Source organism: Limosilactobacillus panis (assembly GCF_019797825.1).
GTDB classification, from domain to species: Bacteria; Bacillota; Bacilli; order Lactobacillales; family Lactobacillaceae; genus Limosilactobacillus; species Limosilactobacillus panis_A.
Genome location: NZ_CP081855.1, coordinates 1804045 through 1824366, shown reverse-complemented (window position 1 = coordinate 1824366; position 20322 = coordinate 1804045). Strand labels below are relative to the sequence as shown.

Annotated in this window: 17 protein-coding genes and 1 pseudogene; 11 read left to right on the top strand and 7 right to left on the bottom strand. The window is 50.0% G+C overall.

Annotated elements, in window-relative coordinates; genetic code table 11:
- Positions 1–47 precede the first annotated feature (47 nt).
- Together KZE55_RS08705 and KZE55_RS08700 are read right to left on the bottom strand one after the other, a co-directional pair.
- Positions 48–959 (bottom strand): proline-specific peptidase family protein, encoded by a 912-nt coding sequence (locus tag KZE55_RS08705; protein WP_222258156.1) that lies wholly within the window; start codon positions 957–959, stop codon positions 48–50.
- 68 nt (positions 960–1027) lie between these two features.
- Complete coding sequence (locus tag KZE55_RS08700; RefSeq protein WP_222258155.1) at positions 1028–3427, bottom strand: Xaa-Pro dipeptidyl-peptidase; 2400 nt, start codon at positions 3425–3427, stop codon at positions 1028–1030.
- A 148-nt stretch (positions 3428–3575) separates the two neighbouring features.
- Between KZE55_RS08700 and KZE55_RS08695 the strand changes: the two are divergent.
- From KZE55_RS08695 to KZE55_RS08680, 4 genes and pseudogenes are all read left to right on the top strand, one after another.
- Positions 3576–4663 (top strand): annotated as a pseudogene (locus KZE55_RS08695) (ABC transporter ATP-binding protein).
- Entirely contained in the window at positions 4663–5472 is an 810-nt protein-coding gene (locus tag KZE55_RS08690; RefSeq protein WP_222258154.1) for an ABC transporter permease, read from the top strand. Before KZE55_RS08695 ends, KZE55_RS08690 begins: the two are co-directional and overlap by 1 nt.
- Positions 5469–6287, top strand: coding sequence for an ABC transporter permease (locus KZE55_RS08685; RefSeq protein WP_222258153.1), 819 nt, complete (start codon positions 5469–5471; stop codon positions 6285–6287). The genes KZE55_RS08690 and KZE55_RS08685 overlap by 4 nt, the downstream gene beginning before the upstream one ends.
- Positions 6284–7357 carry an ABC transporter substrate-binding protein gene (locus tag KZE55_RS08680; RefSeq protein WP_222258152.1) on the top strand — a complete coding sequence of 358 codons (1074 nt, stop codon included), beginning with the start codon at positions 6284–6286 and terminating at the stop codon, positions 7355–7357. The genes KZE55_RS08685 and KZE55_RS08680 overlap by 4 nt, the downstream gene beginning before the upstream one ends.
- Positions 7358–7543: 186 nt before the next feature.
- Here KZE55_RS08680 and KZE55_RS08675 read toward each other — a convergent pair whose 3' ends face one another.
- Both KZE55_RS08675 and KZE55_RS08670 read right to left on the bottom strand, forming a co-directional pair.
- Positions 7544–8851 (bottom strand): MFS transporter, encoded by a 1308-nt coding sequence (locus tag KZE55_RS08675; RefSeq protein WP_222258151.1) that lies wholly within the window; start codon positions 8849–8851, stop codon positions 7544–7546.
- 127 nt (positions 8852–8978) lie between these two features.
- Positions 8979–10370, bottom strand: coding sequence for an APC family permease (locus KZE55_RS08670; protein WP_222258150.1), 1392 nt, complete (start codon positions 10368–10370; stop codon positions 8979–8981).
- Positions 10371–10485: 115 nt separating this feature from the next.
- Here KZE55_RS08670 and KZE55_RS08665 point away from each other — a divergent pair, with 115 nt between their 5' ends.
- The 5 genes from KZE55_RS08665 to KZE55_RS08645 all read left to right on the top strand — a co-directional run bounded on the left by KZE55_RS08665 (position 10486) and on the right by KZE55_RS08645 (position 13335).
- Entirely contained in the window at positions 10486–10908 is a 423-nt protein-coding gene (locus KZE55_RS08665; protein ID WP_047770280.1) for a bis(5'-nucleosyl)-tetraphosphatase, read from the top strand.
- The gene (locus KZE55_RS08660; protein ID WP_222258149.1) at positions 10901–11467 is read left to right on the top strand and encodes a guanylate kinase; all 567 of its coding nucleotides are present in this window, start codon (positions 10901–10903) and stop codon (positions 11465–11467) included. The genes KZE55_RS08665 and KZE55_RS08660 overlap by 8 nt, the downstream gene beginning before the upstream one ends.
- 48 nt (positions 11468–11515) lie before the next feature.
- Positions 11516–11953 (top strand): Fur family transcriptional regulator, encoded by a 438-nt coding sequence (locus KZE55_RS08655; protein WP_222258148.1) that lies wholly within the window; start codon positions 11516–11518, stop codon positions 11951–11953.
- 75 nt (positions 11954–12028) lie between these two features.
- On the top strand, positions 12029–12484 hold the full coding sequence (locus KZE55_RS08650; RefSeq protein WP_222258147.1) for a hypothetical protein: 456 nt from the start codon (positions 12029–12031) through the stop codon (positions 12482–12484).
- 17 nt (positions 12485–12501) lie between these two features.
- On the top strand, positions 12502–13335 hold the full coding sequence (locus tag KZE55_RS08645; protein ID WP_222258146.1) for a DUF6681 family protein: 834 nt from the start codon (positions 12502–12504) through the stop codon (positions 13333–13335).
- Here the strand turns inward: KZE55_RS08645 and KZE55_RS08640 are convergent.
- From KZE55_RS08640 to KZE55_RS08630, 3 genes are all read right to left on the bottom strand, one after another.
- Entirely contained in the window at positions 13219–14994 is a 1776-nt protein-coding gene (locus KZE55_RS08640) for an IS1182 family transposase (RefSeq protein ID WP_261313240.1), read from the bottom strand. The two genes, KZE55_RS08645 and KZE55_RS08640, sit on opposite strands and share 117 nt — an antisense overlap.
- Positions 14995–15175: 181 nt before the next feature.
- Positions 15176–15412, bottom strand: coding sequence for a PspC domain-containing protein (locus KZE55_RS08635; protein WP_222258145.1), 237 nt, complete (start codon positions 15410–15412; stop codon positions 15176–15178).
- A 14-nt stretch (positions 15413–15426) separates the two neighbouring features.
- Positions 15427–16479 carry an aldose epimerase family protein gene (locus tag KZE55_RS08630; RefSeq protein WP_047769024.1) on the bottom strand — a complete coding sequence of 351 codons (1053 nt, stop codon included), beginning with the start codon at positions 16477–16479 and terminating at the stop codon, positions 15427–15429.
- Positions 16480–16750: 271 nt separating this feature from the next.
- Here KZE55_RS08630 and KZE55_RS08625 point away from each other — a divergent pair, with 271 nt between their 5' ends.
- Together KZE55_RS08625 and KZE55_RS08620 are read left to right on the top strand one after the other, a co-directional pair.
- On the top strand, positions 16751–17299 hold the full coding sequence (locus KZE55_RS08625) for a TetR/AcrR family transcriptional regulator (RefSeq protein WP_047769026.1): 549 nt from the start codon (positions 16751–16753) through the stop codon (positions 17297–17299).
- A gap of 29 nt (positions 17300–17328) precedes the next feature.
- Complete coding sequence (locus KZE55_RS08620) at positions 17329–19953, top strand: YhgE/Pip domain-containing protein (RefSeq protein WP_222258144.1); 2625 nt, start codon at positions 17329–17331, stop codon at positions 19951–19953.
- Positions 19954–20322 lie beyond the last annotated feature (369 nt).

The window sequence follows — 20322 nt, the reverse complement described above, 5'->3', positions numbered from 1 at the left end:
AAAGCGCCCCGGGGCCTAATGCCAGCCACGGGACGCGCTCTTAGGTTTTACTTGTTAAATGTGCCGTTTTCAACCTGGCGAATGAAGTCAGCCAGGTGCTTGTAGTAAACGTCAGGGTTATCAACCATGTGGTGGTGGCCACCACCCGGCGTGGTGACAAATTTGGCGTTCGGGATCAGCTTAGCCATCTTTTCACCGGTGGCGATTGGCATCGTTTCGTGCCCACCAAAGGTAATCAGGGTTGGCACCTTGATGTTCTTGAGTTGGTCACGGAAGTGCCAGCTCTTCAGCTTACCAGTGATGACAAACTCGTTGTCCCCCTGGAAGACATTGTAAACCGCGTCGCCACCAATGTCCTTGAGGTGGTAGAGCTTGGAAGGCTGCTTTCGGTCGACGAAGTTCTCGTTCATGACCTGAACGTATTCCTGGTACTTCGGGTTACTGTAGTCGTCGCGTTCTTCGCAGTCCTTCATAAAGGCGACCGCTTCCTTAGGCAGGGTCTGGTCACGGAGGGCGTTGACGTGTTCGACATACTCGTCAATCTCATCAACCATTGAGGAGATGATTGCGCCCTTGAGGTGTTGACCGTACTTGACTGCGTACTCTTGGACGAGCAGGCCACCCCAGCTTTGCCCGATTAAGTAGAAGTTGTCTAAGCCCAGCTTTTGCCGAACTTCGTCGACTTCATCCAGGAAGTACTCGTAGGTGAGGTACTTCTTGGCAATTTCGGGGTCAGAGTAGTCTGGCTGGTCGGAGTAGAGGGAACCCAGCTGGTCATACATGGTGACCTGGACGTTTAATCCCTGCTTCTTCAACTGGTCAGCGGCGTCTTCCCAGTATTCATGGTTGCCACCGGGACCACCGTGGAGGGCGAGCAGGTGAATGTCACCTTCACCCTGGGTATTCGTCCACAAGTGGTAACCGTTATCGAGGGTAATGATTTTTGTTCCTTGCTTCAAATTGATCGCTCCTTTTTCGTGAGATAATAAATACTATTCTAACTCACTTTGTAAGAAGATGCGAAAATTTACCTTTCTTCCTGGCTGCCGGGGATGGTCAGGGTTGCCTTTTCAAGGGGCAGGGTGTAGGTGATGTCTTCGTTGCCGCGGAGGGTAAATTCGTAGTCGGTGCTGTAAATAATCAGCCCTAGCTGGTGGCCCGCTGCTAATTCATGAAAAATTGGCTGGAGGTCAAGGGAAACGTCCACGGCTTGTCCCGCCCGTAAATCCTCAGTCTGGTCCGGCCGGTGGCGGTTCTGGAGGTTAATGTGGCCGCTGCTGATCACCTTGTAGGGGCTCGCTTCCTTTTGGAGCTTGAATTCACGAAGGTCATCGCTGGCCCAATGATAGCCCAACGGGAGCCCACCCCGGTTGATCAAGACGGGAGACGTGGTCAGGCGCTTGGCAATTCCCCAGTCGATTAATTCAGCACTGATCATTCCGTGGCCTACTGATGAGGCAACCTGGAGACTGAGGTGGGGCGTTCCCCGCAAGATTAGGCTGTGGTCCAGCTTGTCACTCATGAAGTGACAGCTGAAACGGCCATCGTCTTTGACCAGCGCCGTTTGCCACTTTGCCGGCTTTTTGCACCAAGCCTGGTAGTCAGCGGGAGCCTGCTGATCATTAAATTGACAAGTGGTCGAATTGCCAGGCGCGCTTGTCAGCTTGCCCGCCTGCAGGTGGTATGTGACGGCTGTCCCGGCAGTCCACCGTTCGTAAGGGGTCCAGGTCTCCGGCAGTTTGTTGGATTGTACTAAAACGTTTGGTAAGACCTTATCGGCGTTGTTATCCACCGCCCAGAGCTTGTTAGCTAGCCAGAGGTTGACCATTTCGGAGAAGTCCAACGACTGGAAGGCATTGATGTAGATATGCTGCCCCTGGTGGAGAATGAGCTTGCTGGTCACGGGCATTTCTTGCAACTGGTCGGCGAGGGCCTTGACGTTGCTGGGCTTAACATTGGTGTCATTGAGACCGTGGACCATCATTACGGCCGCCTTGATCTTAGGAATATTAGGCCGGTAGTCACGATTGGCCCAGAAGGCATTATAATTACCAGTCTGCCGGTCCATCGCTGCCGTCAACTGCTTGATGTATTTGAGATAGGTCGGTTTGATGCGTTGAAAGTCGGCTGGTCGCTTGGTCCGGCTAAAGGTCTCGTTTGCCAGTGTGTCCGCATCTTCACCCTGGAAGCCACCGGCCGCTCGAACCAGACCGTTTTCCCGGTAGTAGTCGTACCAGCTGGAGATGGCGGCCTCACTGATGATTGCCTTGAGGCCGGCAACCCCGGTGGTGGCCACCGCGGTGGAGAGGGTTCCCAAATAAGAACGCCCGGTCATTGCCACGTTACCGTTGCACCAGCTGGCGGTGGTTAACAAGCCGCTATGCCGGTCGGTAAATGCCCGCCGGTCACCATGCAACCACTCCACGACTGCCTTCATCGCGGCGGCCTGCTCGGGTGACCCACAGGTTTGCAGACCATCAGAGTCCTTCGTTCCGATCCCGGCAGAGTAGACGATGGCGTACCCCCGGACTGCCAGGTAGTTGTTCAAGGTGTAAGCTGGGGTGCTAGTAAAGGTTGCTGTGGCGTGCGGGGCCGTTCCCTTGACTGTTTGGCGGGCAAAGTTCGTTGGGAAGGAAGCTTCCGCGGGTGCCTGGTAGTTGGGATTCTTGTGGTGGAGCCGGTGGTTCACGTTATGGGTCGATTTCTCACCCCATTCGTCATTGGTTCCCTGATTATATGGACTAGCGGTGAACACGGCTGGGAACTTTTTAACGTTTGATTCTTGGGGCCGGATAATTTCTACCTTAACTAGGTCGGCTTGCCCGTCGAAATCAGTATCCATGTCCGTTTCAACGTAAACAACCTCCCGGATAAACTCGTGGGGGTCAAAGCAGTCCAATGGCTTACCGTTGAAGAAGAGGGGCTTATCCTTGGCGGGCAACTGGTATGTCCACTTCAAGAAGCCCTGGCTAGTTAAATTGTCGATTAGCGTTTGACCGTTTTTACCCCGGGTATTAAGAAGAAGGTAAATGCCATCCACCACGTCGGCTGTGCTCCACGTGTCATGGTCGCGACGCGGTAGGGTCACCTGGTCCCAAAATTTTAGGGGATCGTTAAGGGTGAAATCTACTTCCGGTTCAAAATTAAGCAGCTGGAGGGCAACCCGGTAAAAGACTGGGGTTGTCAACGCCGCGTTACCGATAAGCCAGTCGTCAACCGCAACGGTCGGGGTGGCAAGAATATCGTGGAGCCATTCCTGACCAGTGACGGGGCTATCAATTCTGTCATGTATCCGTAAGAGGAGGGACTGCCAGAGCTTGACTGCTGACATTGCCATGTCCCCGTCTTTGAGGAGGTGGATGGTTCGCAGCTCTACCTGCTCTTGCCGTGGGTCAGCGTTGATGATACTAAATTGGTTGATTTTCATGAGAACACCCCGTTTAAAAATAATTACCTGTATTATCGCACTTATCCGGTGGCCACGGTAATTTTTAGGCCTTTGGTAACCAAATTTGTGGCGCAACCGGGTATAATTTAATTGATTTGCTAAATTTAACTAAGACGAGGATATGCTGATGACAGAAAATATTATGGAATTCCGCCATGTTGGCAAGCGGTACGATGATAACGTTGTCCTTCGCGACATTAACTTTAAAATTGAGGCAGGAAAGTTTTATACCCTCTTGGGGCCCTCAGGGTCGGGGAAAACGACCATCTTACGGCTGATTGCTGGCTTTGACCAACCGACTAGTGGTGGAATTTACTTTGCCGGTAAAGAAATTAACGATGTGCCCGCAAACCGCCGTCAGGTCAACACCGTCTTCCAAGATTACGCCCTGTTTCCCTACATGAACGTGGCCGAAAACGTCGCCTTTGGCCTTCAGATAAAGGGGGTTAAGAAAAGTGAGATTAGACGCCGGGTCGATGAGGCTCTGCAGTTGGTGCAGCTAGCTGGTTATGGGTCCCGGGAGATCACCGCGATGTCGGGGGGCCAGCGGCAGCGGGTAGCGATTGCCCGGGCAATTGTCAACGAGCCCCAGGTATATTGGACGAGGCCCTGTCAGCGCTGGACCATAAGTTACGGGTACAGATGCAGACTGAGCTTCGTCAGCTGCAGCGTAAACTGGGGATTACGTTCATCTTCGTTACTCATGATCAGGAAGAGGCCCTCGCGATGAGTGATCAGATCATGATTATTAACGATGGCAAAATCCAGCAGAGCGGCACGCCGGTCGACATCTATGATGAGCCGCTGAACCACTTTGTTGCCGACTTTATCGGGGAAAGCAACATTGTTCCCGGAATCATGAAGGAAGACTACCTGGTCGCCATTAACGGCCAGAATTTTAAGTGTGTGGATGCGGGAATGCGGCCCAACGAACGGGTTGAGGTCGTTATCCGTCCAGAAGACCTCGACATTACCACGGTTGAGAAGGGACAGCTGGTGGGAACGGTCGATACCCAGCTCTTTCGGGGAGTCGACTACCAGATTACTGTTCACGATATTCGGGGCCACGTCTGGGAAATCAATTCAATCCATAAGACCACTGTTGGCGCTAGGGTAGGGATTAGCTTTGGCCCCGAAGATATTCACGTGATGCGTTATAACGAAACGGAGGCCGACTTTGATGCTCGGCTGGACAGCTACGAGGAGGATGACTGATGCGGCAAAAAACACTCTTCATTGTTCCCTACCTCCTGTGGATCGTCCTCTTCGTCTTGGCACCATTAATCTTGATCTTTTACCAGTCCCTATACAATATCAACGGGCAATTCACCCTGGATAACTACACGACTTACCTGACGCCCGGTGTCTACTTGAAGATGACCTTTAACTCGGTCTGGTACGCCTTTTTGATTACCCTGGTCACCCTGGTAATCAGCTACCCGACGGCCTACGTCTTGAACCGCCTGCATAACAAGCAATTCTGGCTCCTGTTGGTGATTTTACCCACCTGGATCAACCTGCTGTTAAAGACCTACGCCTTCATTGGCCTCTTTAGTCGGACGGGGTCGATCAACCAGTTCTTGCGCTTCGTGGGCCTGGGGAGCCACCAGCTCCTTTTCACCGACGCCAGCTTTATGTTTGTTGCGGCCTACATTGAGATTCCGTTTATGGTCCTGCCAATTTTCAACTCGCTGGCCGAGATCAACCCGTCCCTGATCAACGCTAGTAAGGACCTGGGGGCCAGTCAGTGGCAGACCTTCACGAAGGTCATCTGGCCGCTTTCAATGCCTGGTGTTAAGGCCGGAATTCAGGCGGTTTTCATCCCCTCCCTCTCCCTCTTTATGATTACCCGCTTGATTGGTGGAAACCGGGTGATTACCCTGGGGACCGCAATTGAAGAGCACTTCTTAACCACCCAGAATTGGGGGATGGGGTCGACAATCGGCGTTGTCCTGATCATTGCCATGTTTATCGTCATGTTCGCAACTGGTGAAGCCAAGCAGAAGGGAGGGCACACCCGGTGAAAAAGCATCATTTCTCCTGGTCGGGATTGTACCTGACCATTGTATTCATTATCCTGTATGCCCCAATTGTCTACCTGGTCGTTTACTCCTTTAGTGCGGGGACCACAATGGAAAAGTACCATGGCTTTTCCCTGCGCCACTACGCCGACCTGTTTGCCGACACGCGGATGATCACGATTGTCTTCAACACACTGATCGTTGCCCTGCTAGCGGCACTGATTGCGACCATTGTCGGGACACTGGGAGCTTTGGCGATTAAGGAGACCCGGGGAAAAGTCCGCAACAGTCTTTTGTCCCTCAACAACGTCCTGATGGTTTCCCCCGACGTCATCATTGGGGCCAGCTTCTTGATCTTCTTCACGATGTTGGGAATCCGGCTGGGCTTTGTTTCGGTTCTCTTGAGCCACATTGCCTTCTGCATCCCCATCGTGGTGCTGATGGTCCTGCCCAAGCTAAATGAGTTGTCACCAACCCTGGTGGACGCCGCCTATGACCTTGGGGCTAGCCGGTGGCAGGCCCTGTCCCAGGTTATCCTGCCGGCAATCACCCCGGGGATTGGGGCCGGTTTCTTCATGGCCTTGACCTATTCCTTAGATGACTTTGCGGTGACCTTCTTTGTGACGGGGAACGGCTTTTCAACCCTCTCCGTTGAGATCTATTCCCGGGCCCGGCAAGGCATCAACCTGGAGATTAATGCCTTGTCAGCCCTGATGCTCCTGGCTTCGCTCCTGCTGGTCGGTGGTTACTATTTAATCAGTAAGCACGGTGGTCGCCGTCACCGGGTTGTTGCGGTTAAGGAGGGGGATGCACAATGAAAAAGCTGTTGACGATTATTGTTGGCATCCTCGCCCTGTGCCTGTTACTGGTTTGCGGGGAATACGCCTTGAACCACCGCGGAAACACGGGTGGGCACCGGGTCTTAACCATCTACAACTGGGGTGACTATATTGACCCGGCCCTGATCAGCAAGTTTGAAAAGCGGACCGGGTACAAGGTTGACTACGAAACCTTTGATAGCAACGAATCAATGCTGACGAAGCTCCGCCAGGGTGGGACGAATTACGACTTGGTTATCCCCAGTGAATACACCGTCCAGCGGATGAAAAAGGAGGGCCTGGTAGCCAGGCTGGACCACCAAAAGTTGCCCAACCTTCGCTACATTGACCGGCAATTTCTGAACCGCTCCTTTGACCGGGGAAACGAGTACTCGGTTCCCTACTTCTGGGGCACACTCGGCATTATTTATAATGACCAGAAGATCAATGCTGGTGCCGTCCAGCACTGGGAGCAGTTGTGGAGCCCCCGGCTGAAAAACAATGTCATGTTGATTGATAGCGCCCGTGACGTCTTTGCAATTGCCCTGATTACCCAGCACCAGTCAGTTAATACCAAAGACTTCACCAAATTAAAAAGGGCGCAGGGACATTTGAAAGCCCTGACGCCGAATGTAAAGGCAATTGTTGCCGATGAGATGAAGATGTACATGGAACAGGACGAGGCGGCCGTTGGGGTTACCTATTCGGGGGATGCCCGGGAAATGATGGACGTCAACCACCACCTCCACTACGTCGTCCCTAGCGAGGGAAGCAACATCTGGTTTGATAATATGGTCATCCCTAAACGGGCCCAAAGCAAAGCGGCCGCTTACGCCTTTATCAATTTTATGCTGGCGCCCGCCAATGCCGCCCAAAACGCGCGATACGTTGGTTACGCCACCCCTAACTGGGCGGCCAAAAAGCGCCTTTCGAAGAAGATAACTAGCAACCAGGCGTTTTACCCGCCGCAAAAGACGATGCGCCACCTGCAGACCTACCATGACCTGCCGTTGAAGACTTTGGGCGAGTACAATGAACTCTTCCTTGAATTCAAGATGTTTGCTAAGTAATAAAATAGAAGCTGGGAAAAAAGAATCAAAGTGCTCCGTATGGCTAGTATAGGACGATCGTTGGCACGGAACGGGCCGATGATCGTCCGTAACTAGACACTAGGAGCACGCTTTTTTTCCGCGATTACTGTGTAATATTCGGAAAACTAAAAGAGGCCGGTGAGAAAACAAAGGGCTATTTTTTTATTATTTACGAAAACGAGGTGACGTTTCTGGTGCCCAGAAGAGGCAGATCAGACCCCCAACGATGAGGACGGCGGTGCAGACGATCATTGCCAGGCTGGCCCCACCGATATTGGTCAGGATGGGGAGGAGGAAGGTGCCGCTGGCCGCCCCAATCCGGCTAATTGTAATGCAGATCCCGACACCCGTGGCCCGGACCTTGATATCAAATAATTCTGTCGGGTAGGGGTAGTCGAGGACCAACCCCGCTGACAAAATGACGGCAAAGAAGGCGAAGAGGGTGATCATCACGACATTAGGGAAGTGGTTCCCAACAACCATTAAAACCAGGGCGAGCGCGGACAGGAAGAATGTCCCAATCAGGAAAGCCCGCCGACTGATGTGTTTGAACAATGCGGTCCCAATTAAGACCCCGATGAGGACACAAACGTTGTAGATGACCCCGGAAAGGTTGCTGTTACCCATCTGCATGCTGGTTAAGAGGATGGGTAAAAAGATACTAATGCCGAAGAAGGAGAAAGCCTGGCAGGCGTAAAAGAGGCCACCAACAAGGGTCCGCCGGCGGTACTCCTTAGTAAATAGCACCTTCCAGGAAATGTTGTCGGGGGCGGTACTCTTAATTAGCTTCTTTGAAAGACCCCACTTCTGACCCAGGTTTTCTTGGATTACCTTTTGGGCCTGGTGGTTGTTAACGTGGGTGGCCAACCAGCTCGGGGATGCTGGCAAGCTGTAAACGGACCGGTAAATGGCCGTAATCAGGCCGGGGACCACCGAAGAAGCGAGGATAACCTGCCAGTTGTGACTGCCAAAGCCGGTAATCATGATCCCGGCGATGTAGGAAGCGATGAAGCCAATTGTCCAGTAGATGGTGAGGTTACTCTGAGCCCGGCCGGCCACCTTTTCCGGCATCCATTCGACTAGCCAGGCGTTACCGACGGTGTAGTCGATGGCAATCATTAGCCCAATCAGCACCCGGAGGATTAGGAGTCCCCAGGGATTAGCGGTAAATAGTTGGAGCAGTGAGAGAATAGAGAAAAGGTACATGTTGATCATCAGCATTCCCTTCCGGCCGGAGCGGTCGGCGATTTTTCCCATCAGGGCGCTTCCAGCCAGGCCAATTAGGCTGCCGGCACCAATGAGGCCAACCCAGAAGTTATTCAGGTTGGTCACTGTTTGGGCTTGGGCAAGGGCCGTTCCACTGATGCCGAGGGCGTACCCGCATGATATTTGTCCAAGAATTAAGGCGAGATAGTTTCCGCGGTGGGTGGGTAATACTGGTGCTTTCTTGTAGTCTTTTTTCGTATTATTCATAGCTTACTTGGCCGGTAATTTAGGCCAAATAAATTGTCCCTCCTTGTGAAGTGAATTATTACTACCCTAACACAAAATCAGGAATGACGCAAATTAGACGGATCATTCCTGATGAAAGATTGTGAAATTAACGGTCCTGATTTAGCTTACTGTGCCGGTAACCGTAACTGAAGTAGATAATCAGGCCAATTCCAAACCAAATGCCGGCACCGATCCAGGTTTCCTTGGAAAGCATGGTCATCATTGCCAGGCAAGCCAGGCCGGAGATGATTGGCAAAACCGGGTAGAGGGGAACTTGGAAGCCCCCCTTGTTACCGATGTCCTTCCGCTTCCGCAGGGGGATGATCCCGAAGGAAACGAAGAGGAAGGCCAGCAGTGTCCCGATGTTAACCAGGCTGGTCAGCTGGTCTAAGGAGACGAACCCGCCCATGATAGCAATGATCAGGGTTACGATCCAGAGTGCTTCTTGGGGAACGTGATGGTGATTGTCGATTTTAGCCAGGGAGGAAGGGAGGAGTCCATCCCGACCAATGGAATAAACCAGCCGTGAGCTGGAGTAAATCATGGTAACCATCATCGTGAACATCCCAATTAAGGCCCCGATGGAAAGCAGCTCGGCAATCCATCCCTGGTGAACGGCTTCAAGGGCAAAGGCTACCGGGTTAGCCACGTCAAGTTTCGTGTACTTAACCATCCCGGTCAAAACAACTGAAACGGCCATGTAGAGGACGGTCGCAACTACTAAAGTTCCGATGATTCCCATTGGCATGTTTCGCTTGGGGTTCTTGACTTCTGCGGCAGAGGAGGAGACGGCGTCAAAGCCTAGGAAGGCGAAGAAGACGACCGTGGCCCCGTGGAAGACACCCTTCATGTGGTAGGGAAGAAATGGGTGGTAGTTGGATGGCTTGATGAAGAAGAGTCCCACGAGGACAAAGATAATGATGATGGCCAGTTTGATTGCCACGGCAGCGTTGTTGATCCGCATTGAGGATTGCATCCCCTTAGAGAGCATCCAGCTAATCAGTAGGACAATGATAATGGCAACAATGTTGACGTAAGTGCCGTGGGCCGGGTCAAAGGGACCGGAGACGGCTTTGGGCAATTTCAGACCGAAACTGGCGATAAACGAGTTGAAGTAAGCGGCCCAACCGGTTGACACGGAGGCCACCGCCAGCATGTATTCCAGGACAAGGGCCCAGCCGAGAATCCAGCCAAAGAATTCACCGAAGACCACGTTCCCGTATGAGTATGCACTTCCGGCGACCGGTAGTGCTGAGGAGAATTCAGCATAACACATGGCCGCGAGCGCACAGACAATTGCTGAGAAGAAGAACGACAGGGTGACACCAGGGCCGGCAGAGTTAGCGGCAACGGTCCCGGGAAGGATGAAAATCCCGGTACCAATTACCGCCCCAATCCCTAGGGCCATTAAGTCAATGGCCGTCATTGACTTAACAAAGTGCTTGTCGACCCCGAGGTAACGATCAAGACTTTCTTTCCGCATAATGTTTAAGCGCATCTTTAAACCACCTTTGCTATAATGTAATGTGAATTATCATTACTGATAATGATACATACTACTAACATTAAAAGTCAATGAGAAAAATTAATTTTTTATTAAAGGAGAACCTGATATGGCAATCGAAGTAACGAGTGGTGCAGTAGTATACCGTAAAAAGGATGGGCAGCTTGAATACCTGCTCTTAGAAAGCCAAAACAAGGGTCACTTCTGGGGATTCCCCAAGGGCCACGTTGAAGGCAACGAGAGTTTGAAGCAGACTGCTGAACGGGAAATAAAGGAAGAGACCCAACTAACCCTGCCAATTGACACGAGTTTTTACGTCTACACGGAATACGACCTGCCAAATGGTAACCATAAGCAGATGACCCTCTACACGGCTGACCTGACTGCCAATGAAGATATTCACTTACAGGCGGAAGAAATCCGGAACTGCGGTTGGTTTAACTACCAGGATGCCCGTAAGCAACTGACTTATGACAACCTTAAGCAACTCCTTGACCAGGTCAACGACCACCTGACGAAGCAAGATGACTAATCAGGACCAGGTATTTGTCGTTTGTGGTGCGGCCGGTTCGGGAAAAACGACGGTTGCCAGCTACCTGCAGAAGCATTTTGGTATGCACCGGGTGATTACTCATACCACCCGGGCACCCCGTCCTGGTGAACGCGACGGGGTTGACTACCACTTCGAAGATGATACATCGATGGGCCAGCTCCACTTGCTGGAGTCAGTCACTTACGACCAAGCCCAATATGGTTCCTCAATGGAGAGCCTTGAAGAGGGCTGGCAGCAGGGACGTGCTGACGTGATCGTCCTTGATACGAAGGGGGCGCTGACCTACCACCAGGCCCTTGGTGACCGGGTGACGATTATCTTTTTGACCGTCAGCAAGCTGGACGTTCTGGTACGCCGGATGACCGGCCGGGGTGACCAAAAAGAGGCAATTCAGTCCCGGCTCAAAAGTCGTGAATACCAGCGAGACCTCCACCTGCCACACTACTTGGAACATATCGCCCACGTGATTGTCAACGATGGCTGGACCCAGACCGCCGAGCAGCTGGATGATTTGGTGGGCAAAATTGTGTCAGTATAGGTTCTTCGGTGGTAAAATGAAGTTTCCAGTAAAAGAGGTGTGGGGGATTTGGAAAAGTTAATTAGTGATGCACGGGCTAAGCTCAAGGCCAACCACATGCGCTGGACTAAGCAGCGGGAGATGATGCTGGCCCTAGTCAGCAAGGATCCAGAACACTACCAAGACATTACGACAGTTGACCAGGCCCTCCGGAAAGCCTATCCCGGCCTTAGTCATGACACCATTTACCGGAACCTCAAGGCCTTTGAACGACTAGAGCTGGTCGAACTCCGCCAGCATAATGATCAAATGCAGGTCAAGTACCGGTGCGATGTGGCTCACCACCACCACTTCATTTGTGAAGTGTGTGGTCGGGTGCAAGAAATTAAAATGCCGCCGTTAGACATGCAATTTTATGAGCAGCAGCTTCCCGGCGCCAAGATTACCGGACATACCTTCGAGTTACGGGGGATTTGTGCGGATTGCCGGGCCCGACATTTGAAATAAAAAATTTCACCTTTCCTTAACATTTATTTTGGGTAAAATCGGTTAAGATATAATTTGAGAAAAGGAGAATCAAAAATGGCAGCAAAAATACCACCACTGGTGACACCATTTGCGTTGGTATCACTAGTACTAGCCTTGGGCGCAACCAACGTTGTTGTTAACAAGGCAACCCACACAACAGAAGGGGCCAAGATTGTCTCAACTTCCCGTGTCCGCCAAAGTAGTGATATTGACCCGGATAACGACCGGGATAACAGCAGTGAAAAGGACGCTAACTCTGATTCTGCGGACGATAATTCGGTAACGAAACGGTCGGATAGCGACAACCAGACGGACGGTGATGACCAAACGACGACCCGGAATACCGGCGATAATGATAACAACACCACCCGGTCGACGAATAATAATACTGGCGGGACGACCTCAAATAATCAGACCAACAGCACCAATAACGGTGGTGGAACTGGCAGCGGTAATAGCGGTGGCTCGACCGGTGGTAATACCGGTACTGCAACCCAAAGTAACCAATAAGGAGGTGTTGAATTACCATGTTTAGTTTCCTTGATATGATAAATTCATCTCTGAGCTACTTTAACCTCGATGTGAAGCTAAAGAGTCGGATCTACATTGGGATCGCGACCCTTGGTGACATCTACTTGGTTTACGTTACCTTCCGCCTGTTCATAAACCACGTTTGGATGCGGGCCTTTCTGTACTGCTTAGCGATGGTTGCGATTACTTATTTCTTATACCTGAACTTTGTTTACTATTTTCTGGGGAGGACCTCGAAGCTCGACTACTTTTCTCCCCGTTTTGCTAAAATTACGGGACAGAAGTTTGGCAATACCGAACCAAAGGACAACGGGCAACAGCAACTGGCCCAGGTAATGGCTAACCAGTCTAACGGCTTATTTACGGGTGACAATACTATTCCCGCGGTTGTGAAGATTGATAGTTATGAACAGCATAACCTCCAAGAAGTGGTAAACCAGTTGGTCGACAATGGCATCTTTGCCAACGACTTTAATGGCCTCGATGATAACCAGGTAATTGATAAGTATAGTGAAACGGGTAAGCCGGTTCAGGCTTTAAATACCAACGCCGTGCCGCCATACTTCGAACTGGTCCACGACAAGATTCGTCACCGGTTGGAAATTTACATTGGAATTAACCAGATGGAACGGCGGGCGGTTGGTCACATCATCCGGATTGGCCTAACTGATGTCCGGGATGCCCACCAAAAGTACCGCATTTACCTTGCCGGTTTACTGGTAACTGATGGCCCCAACAAGATTCCGGGCCGGCGGGGGTCCACGATTTTGACGACCGCCGACTACCACCTTCAGGCCCAGGTTGCCTACCGTGAGCGGGATGAACGATAAATAAAATAAGAATGAACTAAAAAAAGGGGTTGTGACAAAAAGCCTCTGAATCAGAAGCTCCATTCGGAATTTAACAAAAATTCTGAATGGAGCTTTTTGATTATCTGAATATTTTGAGAAAATGAGCGGCCTTCCGGCCATTTTCTTCATGTTTAATGCCATTAAAGCAATCCCAATTTGTCTTTTGGCTTTCTTAAGACCACGTACTGTGAATCTTTTAAAACCCAAATAAGCCTTCAAGTTACCAAAAACAGTCTCTACATCGTACTTACGACGGGAGTAAGTGTTGGAATTTGAAAGCGACTCGCGAGCTTTCGACTTAAAATATTCCCACTGTGGGTTCACCATAAGGTACTTAGTGTTCCCATGTGGTGTTAATGCCTGAGAAATAATTTGATGATTCTCATCATACTTCTCTGCTTGATATACTTTGAAATCACGACGGAATTTGTATTTATCATTTCGGTATGCGTATCGTTTAAAGTTGAATCGGACGCCCTGTGGGTTTACATAAAAGTCATCAGCCTCATGATATTCCCAGTTCATTACTTTTCGATCATCAGAACGCCACTTACGGCTATTCTCTTTAATCATGGTGCTGTAAGGAATTAAAGCTGTACAATCAGATAGCTCATCTTCGATATACTTATAATTGCGTTCTGATCCGTAACCAGCATCGGCAACAATTTCTCGCCCCAAAACTTCGTTCTGGGCGAGATGAGATAAGAATGGGATTAATGTTCTAGTATCGGTTGGGTTCTGCATGAGTTCATAACCCAGCACGTACTGTGAGCTAGTCATAATTTGAAGATTATACGCTGGCTTTGTTTGACCATTACGCATCGGATCTTCCTTTAAACGCATAAAAGTAGCGTCATGATCGGTTTTGGAATAGCTATTACGTTGGCCAGCAATCTGCGATTGGGCTTGGTATTCAAGATGCTTTTGACGACAATGGTCTAAAGCATGGAGATACTTTTTGGCATGACGTCGTTCCTGCTTGGCCGGATTGGGCGAAACCTTTGCGGTTTCGGCCACCCGTTGGTTTAACTCTTCAATCCGTTGTTCAAGTAAGGCAATAATCGTATCAAGTTGATCAATGTCAAAGCTATCTTCATCAACATCAATCTTAACTTCTGCTTGCTTAATTTCACGAATTAGTTTTTGAGCCTTTTCAACGTTTAATTTGCGATACTTAATGGTGTGTTTCTTCCAAACAAAGGAATACTTATTTGCGTTAGCTAAAATCTTAGTGCCATCAATGAATGAAGCCTCATCGATCATTCCCTGAGCCTTTAAATAGTCATGAAATTCCTTGAAACTACTCTGAATCATATCTTCCAATTCTTGGGAGACAATGAAGCGAGCAATGGTGCGGTAGGTTGGGCGCTGTTCTTGAGTCAACCACATCGCAACAATGTTTTCACGAGCAAAGCGTTCAATTTTCCTAGAGGAAATGATACCATAGCTGTAAGCCAGTAAAACTAACTTTAACAGCATTCGTGGATCATACTCTCTTGGTCGACCCATAATATTGGGTCGCCGCAGCGCTAAGCTTTCAACCAGCCGATTAATATAACGTGCTGGATGATTTAACTCAGGTTCATAAGCAGTAGGTATGTTCAAACTAAGTTGATTCATGTTATAATCAGGTTCCAATGTTTTTGTATCCTTTCGAGGGTATTTTGGAGGCATCGACGGTCAAGTCGATGTCTTTTCTTTTACTAATATTTTAAAGGAAAATGGAGTTAAATGAAATCCGAAAATTTCATCTAACTCCATTAATTATTTGGGACTTATGTCACAGCCCCTAATCTTAGGTTGTTTTTTAGTTCACTAATTACTTTTCCTTAAATTCACCTTCGACAGTGTCGTCTCGGTGGGCAGGGCCATGATAATCAGGCATAATGGCGGCCGCAACGAGGTAGATAATCGTCAACGGGAAAAAGCCGGTGCAGGCAATCAGGACGATGGCGATTAAGCGAATGACCGTGGCGTCCATGCCTAGGTAATCGGCAATTCCACCGCAGACACCAAGAAAGACCTTGTTCTTGGATTTCGTTAACTTCTTATGCATGTTGTTTTCCTCCTCTAGGCAAAGTATTCATAACGAATTTGGTAGTGCTGGGGGTAACCAGGACGAAGTGAAATGTCACCGAACTGCAGGTGGTGAGGAGTGTCAGGAAGGGTTTGTCCTTCCATAGCCATTGCAAACCACGATCCTGCCGGGCGGTTGAAGCCGTCCGCATTCGTGCCGTTGGCGGTGTAAACCACCAGGCCGTTCCGGTCAGAGAACATCTTAATTTTCCGCCCAGTAGCGGCATCCATAAGGGTTGCCACTGGCTCATGGGCAAGCCGGTTACTTGGCAAGACAACGAAGACGTCATCAAAGCCGCCCTCAGGAACACCTTGCTCCTGCAATTCTTGGAGAGCGGTCCCCATTACCGTTGGGTGACTGAAGTCAAACGGGGTATTCTTATTAATCAGCTTCCGCCCCGTTGGTAGTTTTTCGTCATCAAGCTCGAGGTGGTAGGTGGAGTTCAGTGTTAAGACGTGCCCCTGGATGGTCTTAGCTTCACCAGAGAGGTTCCAATAGGCATGGGTGGTTGGGTTGAAAAGAGTCTTGGCATCCGTCTTCCCGTCAAAGTCAATAGTGACGCTGTTGTCGTTTTGTAGGGTGTAGGTGACCGTCACGGTCTCGTTGCCCGGTAGTTTATCAGTGTCTGGACCAATCGTTGTTGTAAGGATGACCTGGAGCTTATCCTGGTCCTGCTTGGTGGCAACATCGTAAAACTGCTGGCTGAGGCCGTTTGCCCCACCGTGCAGGGAGTTATTCCCCTCGTTAGCGGGAATCTTGTATTCAACCCCGTCAATATCAAACTGGCCCTTCGCAATCCGTCCACCAAAACGACCGATAATCCGGCCAACGTATAATGGTGCATTGTTAGGATTTACGTAAGCGTCGATGTTGTCAGCGCTGAGCAACAGGTTAACCCGGCCGCCACGGGTGTTGGGAACCATGTATGCCTGCCAGATACCGGCAAAGTTAAGGACGCTAATGCTGACGTTATTATCATTCGTCAGGGTATATTTGATAACATCTTGTCCTTGGTAAGTGCCAAATTTATCATTTTCAATTTTCATAGTGGCCGCCTCCTAGAATCAATTCTGTTTGTTACCTTGATTGTAGCATAGAAAGGTTAGAGAACTGGGCCAATCGTGAAATTATAATTGAAAATGAAGCGAAGTTTTCCCAAATTATCAGGCAGAATTAATGTCTCATTTTGCGAAACTGTTTGAAGCAAAAACATATTATTGTCTTATCATAGAACTATGATTTGCATTTAACTCTGTTGTCCTGTAAAAATACGGTATACACTATAATTTGTCATAATGGTACAAGGAGGCGAGTAAATTGCGGGTCACACGAACAGTACGGGATTTTCAGAACGCATTGTTGACACTTTTGGAGAAAAACTCGTTTGAGCACTTAACAGTTGACCAAATCTGTAACGAAGCACTACTGCACCGGAGTAGTTTTTACCGTTACTTCAGTGATAAGTATGATCTCCTTGAGCAGACGCTGGATGCCCAGATTAGTCAGATTGTGGATTCAGGCGAATCAGAAGAAGATATTATTAAGCAATTCGTTTTATACATTAATGATCACAAGAACCTCATTCGCCACCTGGCATCGAGCAACTCACACAGCTCACTGTATACGGAAATGCTACGTATCTTTAGTCAGGTTATCTTAGATCGTTGCAAACGCGGCCGCACTAACGATGTCGTAATCGAAGCCGTTCAGAAGTCCGATAACCCGGAGATGATGGCGTACGTATTTAGTGGTTCCATCATCGGGGCGTTTTATTGGTGGCAAAAGAACAACTACGACGTGCCAATTGATGAATTTATCAAATTCGCAAAGCAGTCAGTCCTTTCGATGTCTAACAGCACTTTGTAAATCAATAATAATGAGGTGAACATTTCAAAATGGGTGAAATGATCAAAGCGGAATTCCGCAACCTCTTTAAGAACCATATCTTACTGCTCTCGGTTTCGGTAATTTGCCTGTTACCGTTCCTGTACAGTATCTTCTTCTTAAAGTCAGTGTGGGACCCGTATGGTAGTACGCAAGACTTGCCGATTGCGGTGGTCAACAAGGATGTTCCGGTCGAATACCAGGGCCGGAAGATGAATGTTGGTCAGCAAACGATCAAACAACTGCGTCATAACCATCAAATGAAGTGGGAAATTGTTTCCCAAAAGAAGGCACAATACGGGATTAGTCACCGCCAATACTACGCGGTAATCACCATCCCGAAGAACTTTTCTGAAGATGCCACAACCGTAATGGAAAAGCATCCAAAGACGATGAAGCTCCATTACGAAACGAACGGTTCCTTGAACTACATCGGGCAGGTTATGACCCAGATTGGGACGACCAGGCTGAATAGCAAGATCCGCTCCCAGGTCACCAAGGCCTACGCCACCGCGATGTTTAAGGAACTCCACGTTGTCGGTAAGGGGATGACCAAAGCTGCCGATGGTGCCCAGCAACTGAGTACCGGCCTGGTCACCTTAAATGACGGGGTTAACCGTTACGTTGCCGGTGTCTACCAGGTCAACAACGGTGTGCAGCAGTTACGGATGTCCGTTGCACCCCTGGCCAGCGGTGCTCAGCAGTTAGCGAGCGGTAGCCAGACTCTGGCCGCCGGTATCCAGCAATACACTGGTGGGGTTGGTCAACTCGCCAGCGGCTTGGGGCTCCTTCAGGCAAACTCTGGGCAACTTAGCTCCGGGGCCAATCAGTTAGCGGGTGGCTTGAATACGCTGAGCGGTAACTCTGCTGCATTGCAGAGCGGTGCCAACCAGCTTGCCGCCGGTAACACGGAATTAAACAACCAAGTTAATAGTCTCCTTCCCCAACTGCAGAGTCAGATGGGGGCAATGTCCGGTGACATCAGTGCTAAGGGCCAGGCTTTGAACGCTGCCCTACAGCCAATCGCCCAGAGCAGTAACCAGTTGAAGGAACTCTCTGGTCAACTGGGAACGATTAGTGCCGGACTTGAACAGTTGAAGCAGGCAGCTTCGGCCGGAGCAAGTTCAACCACCACGACGACTAACAGTGGCAGCAACAATAGTTCCCAATTGCAGGCCGCTGCTGCAGACCTGAACGGTGTCGAGGCTAAGGACCCGGCCGGCCAGGCAAAGATTGAAGCGGCCAAGGCGGCAATTAGTGCGGCTGCTAGTTCTAGCAACAACAGTACAACCACCCAAAAGAGCACCGATAACGGTCAGTCCGCTAAATTAGTGGGGCAGATTAGTCAACTGCAGGCCGGGGTCAACCGACTTAAGGCGGCGGTTGACCAGTCAGCAAATAGTGCTGGTCAGAACACGGCCAACGTGCAAAAGGCGGCTGCGGACCTTCAAAACAGCCTTTTGAACATGCAAAACGGGACCAGTGCGGCCCTGACAACCGCTTCCGGTCAGTTGACCTCTGCTACCCAACAGCTGGCTAACGGTGCCAACACATTGAACAGCGGTATTGGTCAATATACGAACGGTGTAGCAACTGCGGCGGCTGGTGCCAACACCCTGAGCGGTGGTATCGGTCAATACACGGCTGGGGTTGCCCAGGCCGGGGCCGGTGCTAACCAGCTAGTTGCCAACAGTGGTGCCCTGAACGCCGGGGCCGGTCAATTGGCGAGCGCCCTGGGACAATTGAATGCCCAGGTACCGGCTTTGATCAGTGGGGTTAACCTGCTGGCTTCCGGAACTCAACAGTTGGCTGATAACTCACCAGCCCTGATTAGTGGAATTACCCAGCTGAATAACGGTGCTGGTCGTCTGGCTTCGTCATTAGCGGCGGGTGCTAAGGCAATTAACAACGTTAAGCCAACTAACAAGACAGCGAAGATGTTCGCTGAACCAACGACGGTTAAGCACAAGAACTACAGCTACGTGCCAAACTACGGTCACGCTTTGGCTCCTTATGTTCTATCTGTTGCCCTCTACGTTGGTATCCTGGTATTTAACTTTATTTACCCAATTCGGCGGGTGGCTGTCGACGGCAAGTCGGCTGTTTCCTGGTGGATCAGTAAGGTCGTTGTTGGGGCCGTAGCGGTTACCCTGATGGCCATTATCGAAGATGCCGTTATGCTGGCCGTTGGTTTGACGACGGACCACGTTGCATCGATGTTTGCCACTAGCATCTGCTTCGGGCTAGCGTCGATGGCGATCGTAATGTTCCTGTCAATGACCTTCGATAACCCCGGCCGGTTCGTTGCCATGGTTCTGCTGATGCTGCAACTTGGTGGTTCCGGTGGGACCTTCCCAATGGAAGTTACGATGAAGTTCTACAACGTCATTCACTGGTTTCTACCGATGACCTACTCCATCATGGGACTGCGGCAGTCAATCAGTAGCGGGATTGGTGCCCACTACGCAATGTTCTGCAACCTTGTCTTGCTAGGAATTGCGGTTCTCTTCAACTTGCTCCTGTTAGCGGGGATGCTCGGTATTCACCACCACCTCTTTAACATCAACCCAAAGTTGGACAAGAACCAGAAGTTCCTTGACGAAATGGAAGACGATGGCGGAATCCAATCTAAGTAATGATTTGCAAAAAAGCCCTGTTCGGTCAGCGACTGAACAGGGCTTTTTGTGGTGCGCCCGGCATGGGTATTAACTAGGCGGTGAAAGTCCACTATGGGCCGTAGTAGTCGGAACCATGAGCTGACGACAAGGGTGTCCACTGTGAGGTGGAATCTGAAGGAAGTCTAAGGCAAAGTACTGCACCGATGAACAAGAAGTAGCTATAAGGCTGAGAGTAACTGGATAAGGTTGCCATACAAACTAAAGTCCAATACTACTCGAAGTTGCTTTCAGTAAAGCTAACGGTGACATGGTACGAAAGTTAATATTCTTACCCGGGGAGGTCTGGCTTACACGTTTCCGACAAGAGGAATAAATGAAATTCCACAG